The sequence below is a fragment of the Methanoculleus sp. UBA413 genome, from assembly GCF_002502935.1.
Taxonomy (GTDB): Archaea; Halobacteriota; Methanomicrobia; order Methanomicrobiales; family Methanoculleaceae; genus Methanoculleus; species Methanoculleus bourgensis.
Window position 1 is genome coordinate 1 of the sequence record NZ_DAQR01000028.1, and the last position, 4,701, is coordinate 4,701.

A 4,701-nucleotide genomic window follows, 5' to 3' on the forward strand; every position below is an offset into this window, starting at 1 on the left:
TACCCACTTCTTGCTTCTCCCAATCAATCGGGCAATCTCCCCGGCAGAGAAGGGGCGCACGCTGCAAATCTGAACGATAACTCGCCTGACTTCCTGTGGCGAATTCCTTTTGCCCAGCATTCTTATTGATTTGGCAATATCCGGTGGGATTGCTTCAGAATCAACACTCAGAGTCTCCCCTGCATCCAACGAAACCTCCACCTCCCGGAGGTGCGTTGTGCACACAGGTGTCACCCCGAGCTGCCCGGTGGGGGTGTAGAAGGTCATCGCGCCATGGGGATGCTGGATAAGGAAGCCCAGATCCCGGAGTTTCCCGAGCAATTTGCTTGCACCGATCACATCGAGTCCGGTCAGATCGCGACACTGCTCATTCGAGATAGACCCATTCCGCCTGACAAAGACGAGAGCCATCGCCTCTTCATCAGATACGTCAGCAGCGCTGAAGTCACGGAGCCATTCGAGTTCTTCCTCAGAGAAGAAATGGTGAAGGGAAAATGCGGCGCGGAAATAATCGGCCTGACGATTCGATTCAAAGATCGGCGGAGACAGGCGGGCTTCCCGGGTTAACTGTACCATCATCCGGATTCCACTACCTTTGTTCTCAGCCAGGTTTGTATCGTGCAGAACCGCTGCAATGACCGGATTTCTGGTAACAGAGGTAATACTTCCCTCATCGCCGATCTCAACAAGTGAGTGTCCAGGATTCGTTATCTCCAGTCTTCCCGGATAACGGATGATCCTTATCGTCCCGTAAGATCGATAGTTTCGGTGCATCAGCGCGTTCACAACCGCTTCGCGGACGACTCGCTCAGGGATAAGGGGTTGTTCGTGCCGCTGGACGGATCCCTCATGGAACGCCACGCACCTTGGAATATCGTCCATAATACCTGCAATGACCCGTGGAATCATACGTAACAGCGGTTCGCGGAACTCAAGCGAGTACGAGATCTCTCCATCCCATTTGTGGCCTGGAACGCGCAGGTAATCAACACGCATCAGCGGGAGGTACTTCCGGATTGCCATATCCCTTCCAAAGAGGAGAATCCCGGCCAACGTGGGGATCAGCTCATCGTCTTGCTTATCGGCACACTTCAGGGCAAGGAGAAGGTCTCCATCATCCCAGTTCAACTCCGGTGCATGCGGGTTGGCGGCTCGGCGTGCTCGCCGGTATTCATCGATTGCATGCGGATCGATATCATCCAATGACGCACCGGGAATAACCGACTCGTCATACGTCCTCCGTTCTGCACTCGTATGGAACATCCGGATATCCTCGTCAGTACAATGTTGAGCCGTCGAGCCGATGCGGCGGTAGGCGCCTCGCGGCAGACCTTGCGCTTTTATATAAATGGGCTTATTATGGGGCTCTTCTTCAGGGATGTACACCACGATCACCGGTTTTTCATCGACCATGCAGACCCGAACATTCGGTCGCAGGGGCCGGTTGAACGCAGAGGCACAGAGTGAAGCGACTTCTCTCTGTAATTTATCGGGATCGTGAACGCCGCCAACTCTATAGTTCCCAGAAGCCGGGTCGCGGGAAACACCGAGCAGGAGATACCCTCCCTCGATACCGGGCTCGTTTGAGAACGCCGAGATCGTCTGAGAGACGGTTTTCCCCAGAGTTCTGGATGTTTCTTTCGCTTCGATGCGCCAATGTTCATCACATGTATTAAGCTCTAAGAGAAGTTCCGCACAACCCCGCATTCCACGACTCCTGCAGATGATATCCGGTCTATATCAGATCAGTCTTCGCCGATAGCCATATACTGTTCGCATGCCGGGCGAAGGGTACTTCCGGTCTGCCTCCAAAAGGTTGCGGGAGGTATGTGAGGCGGAGCGCCGGTCCGTCACCCTGGTGAGAGGCGGGTCGAAACCCGAGCGGTCTATCAGATGAACCGCCCTGACTCCTGAGGGGAACCGGTCGACCACCCTGTCCTGAAGGTGAGTTGGGGTCGGTAGTGTACTGGACGACACCCGGCAATCTGATATCCGCGTGTTGCCCGCATTGAGGGGTACGGAGACCTCAACCGGAACAGGGTGGCCAGGAAGCCCGGCCACCTCGAGATACCCCGAGATCGCCTCCTCAACATGCGCCAGGGCCTCTTCCCGGGTAGCCCCTCGCTGATACATCCCGGGAGGGAGGGTACCGTTACGGTATATCCTCCGTCCTCATTCTGTTCTATATGGACCGTGTAGCGAGACGGGGGGCTGTCAACTGATCCCTCCAGTGGAGAGTTATCTATGACACTATATAGTGGGTCGGCCGGGGTTTGATCCTATCCCGGGCTGCACGAGCGCCGGCCCTGTCGAGTGAAGCCCACTTCCGGGTACGATATCGGAAGAACCTTTTATTATCCCGGCTCTCGTAGTGATCCCATGGAGTGGTGCCATGTCGGTAGAGGTCGATGGAACGCTGATCGATAATACGACGATCCGGCTCGATCAACCCCTGGAACAGGGGGAAGAGAGAGTGACGGTCCGGTTGAAAAGAAGGCCTAAAAAAATGACAAAGCTCTATGCTCCTGAAGAGTACGTCCTGAAACTGGCCGAAAAAGATCTTGAAGAGTTGTACTGATGAACTTCTCTGAATTAGAGCGAGGATCGGTGTTTCTTGACACGAATATCCTCCTCTACGCTTATACCGTCACGCGGTTCTCTTCATCGTGCGAAACACTTCTCGAAAAGGTGCAGACCAAAGATATTACAGGCTATATCAATTCCACTGTTGTAGACGAGTTCTTCCACAAAGCTCTTCTCACCCAGATGTATATGGAAAAGCGTCTTTCACCACGGCAGGCGATTACCTATATAAAGAAACATCCGGATGTTTTGACCAACATAAGCACCCCGTATGTCATGGCCAAAGAGGTGCTGGAACAGTATAACCTCATAGTCCTCGATACATCCGATCTCCTGAGCGATACCCTCCAGATCTCGCAGCAGTATGGGCTGCTGTTCTCAGATGCGCTGCACGCTGCATCTGCACGCAAGCACGATATCAACTATTTTGCGACGAATGACCAGGATTTTGACCGGGTAGACTTTCTCGCGCTGGTATGCCCTTCTGCAGACACAACGGTATAGCGTATAGTTGTTATGCGTTGTTGTGCCGTTCAGAACGTGCACCTCTCCTCCAGCACGACCAGATCCTCTTCTCAGACTCCCGGGGGGAACCGGCCAACCCCTTCCCGGAGAGAGGCTATCCCGGCCACGCTCCCCGAACCCGCCCCCAGACGAATACCCTTATCCCCCTTCTCCCGCAACCTTATCCTCAAGGAGGATACCCACCTGAAGATCGCCTACGTCTACGATGCCGTCTACCCCTGGGTGAAGGGCGGGGTCGAGAAGCGCATCCACGAGGTCTCGGTCAGGCTTGCGGACCGGGGGCATGAGGTCCATGTCTACGGGATGCGCTCCTGGGACGGTCCGTCGGTGATCGAGCGGGATGGGGTGGTGCTCCATGGTGTGTGTCCGGGGGAGCCCCTCTATTCTGATGGCCGGCGGGGGGTCCCACAGGCGCTCAGGTTCGGCTCTTCGGTGCTCCGGCCGCTCCTCGCCTCAGGCGCCGACGTCATCGACTGCCAGAACTTCCCCTACTTCTCGTGTTTTTCTGCAAAGGCCGCCTCGGTGCTGCGGGGGGTCCCGCTCGTGGTCACCTGGCACGAGGTCTGGGGCGACTACTGGTACGACTACTTAGGAAGGCGGGGGGTCTTCGGGAAGGCCGTCGAGCGGCTGGCCGCCGGGCTTTCAGATTATCCTGTCGCGGTCTCGCCCTCGACGGCCCGGGCGCTTGCGGGGCTCGGGGTTCCGGGGCCGGTCCCGGTGGTCCCGAACGGGATCGATCTCGCGAGGATCGCGGCCATCGCCCCGGCGGCGGAGTCCTCGGACGTCATCTTCACCGGCCGGCTGATCCGGGAGAAGAACGTCGACGTCCTCCTCCGGGCGCTTGTGCCGGTCCGGGAGGAGGTCCCCGACCTCAGGGCCCTGGTCGTCGGCGATGGGCCCGAGCGGCCGGCGCTCGAGCGTCTTGCGCGCGACCTCGGGCTTGCCGGGGCGGTGCGGTTCACCGGTTTTCTGCCCCGGTATGACGACGTCATCGCCGCGATGAAGGCATCAAGGGTCTTCGTCCTCCCCTCGACCCGCGAGGGCTTCGGGATCGCGGCGCTGGAGGCGATGGCCTGCGGGCTCCCGGTGGTGACGGCGGACCACCCGGGGAACGCGGCTGGGGACCTGGTGGTGGAGGGGGTGAACGGGTACTGCTCGGGGCTCTCGGCGGGGGAGATGGGGGAGGGGATCCTGGCGGGGCTGGATCTCTCCCGGGCCCGGGCGCCTGACTGCAGGGACGCGGCGGCAACGTATGACTGGGGGCGGATTGTTGAAGCGCTTGAGAAGGTTTATCAAAATATCTAACCAACTCTGACATTAGATTTACGCCCTTTGGTTTTTATGGGCCTATTTGGGGAGCAGATTGTATGACATGGAAGGATCGGAACGTTTTGATTACCGGGGTCAGCGGGTTCGCGGGGTCGTACCTTGCCCGGTACCTGATCGATGAAGGTGCGCACATCTATGGGCTCGTCCGGAGGCGGGCGGACGGCGCTATCCCTCAGAACATCACCCGGAAGAATATCGCAAACGGCATCACGTTCCTTGAGGGGAACCTGGAGGATATCTCCGGGCTGGCCACCGCTCTCGACG

Annotated in this window: 5 protein-coding genes; 4 read left to right on the forward strand and 1 reads right to left on the reverse strand. The window is 57.9% G+C overall.

The window, feature by feature from the left end:
* Window positions 1-1,707 (reverse strand): ATP-binding protein (locus tag BP858_RS02265; protein ID WP_286878725.1); only part of this gene is annotated, 1,707 nt, incomplete at its 3' end.
* Window positions 1,708-2,392: 685 nt separating this feature from the next.
* Here BP858_RS02265 and BP858_RS02270 point away from each other — a divergent pair.
* The 4 genes from BP858_RS02270 to BP858_RS02285 all read left to right on the forward strand — a co-directional run.
* Window positions 2,393-2,578, forward strand: coding sequence for a hypothetical protein (locus BP858_RS02270; protein WP_074174683.1), 186 nt, complete (start codon window positions 2,393-2,395; stop codon window positions 2,576-2,578).
* Window positions 2,578-3,087 (forward strand): type II toxin-antitoxin system VapC family toxin, encoded by a 510-nt coding sequence (locus tag BP858_RS02275; protein WP_286878727.1) that lies wholly within the window; start codon window positions 2,578-2,580, stop codon window positions 3,085-3,087. Before BP858_RS02270 ends, BP858_RS02275 begins: the two co-directional genes overlap by 1 nt.
* A gap of 12 nt (window positions 3,088-3,099) precedes the next feature.
* Window positions 3,100-4,413 carry a glycosyltransferase family 4 protein gene (locus BP858_RS02280; protein ID WP_286878728.1) on the forward strand — a complete coding sequence of 438 codons (1,314 nt, stop codon included), beginning with the start codon at window positions 3,100-3,102 and terminating at the stop codon, window positions 4,411-4,413.
* A 62-nt stretch (window positions 4,414-4,475) separates the two neighbouring features.
* A partial coding sequence (locus tag BP858_RS02285; protein ID WP_286878729.1) for a GDP-mannose 4,6-dehydratase occupies window positions 4,476-4,701 on the forward strand: 226 nt, incomplete at its 3' end.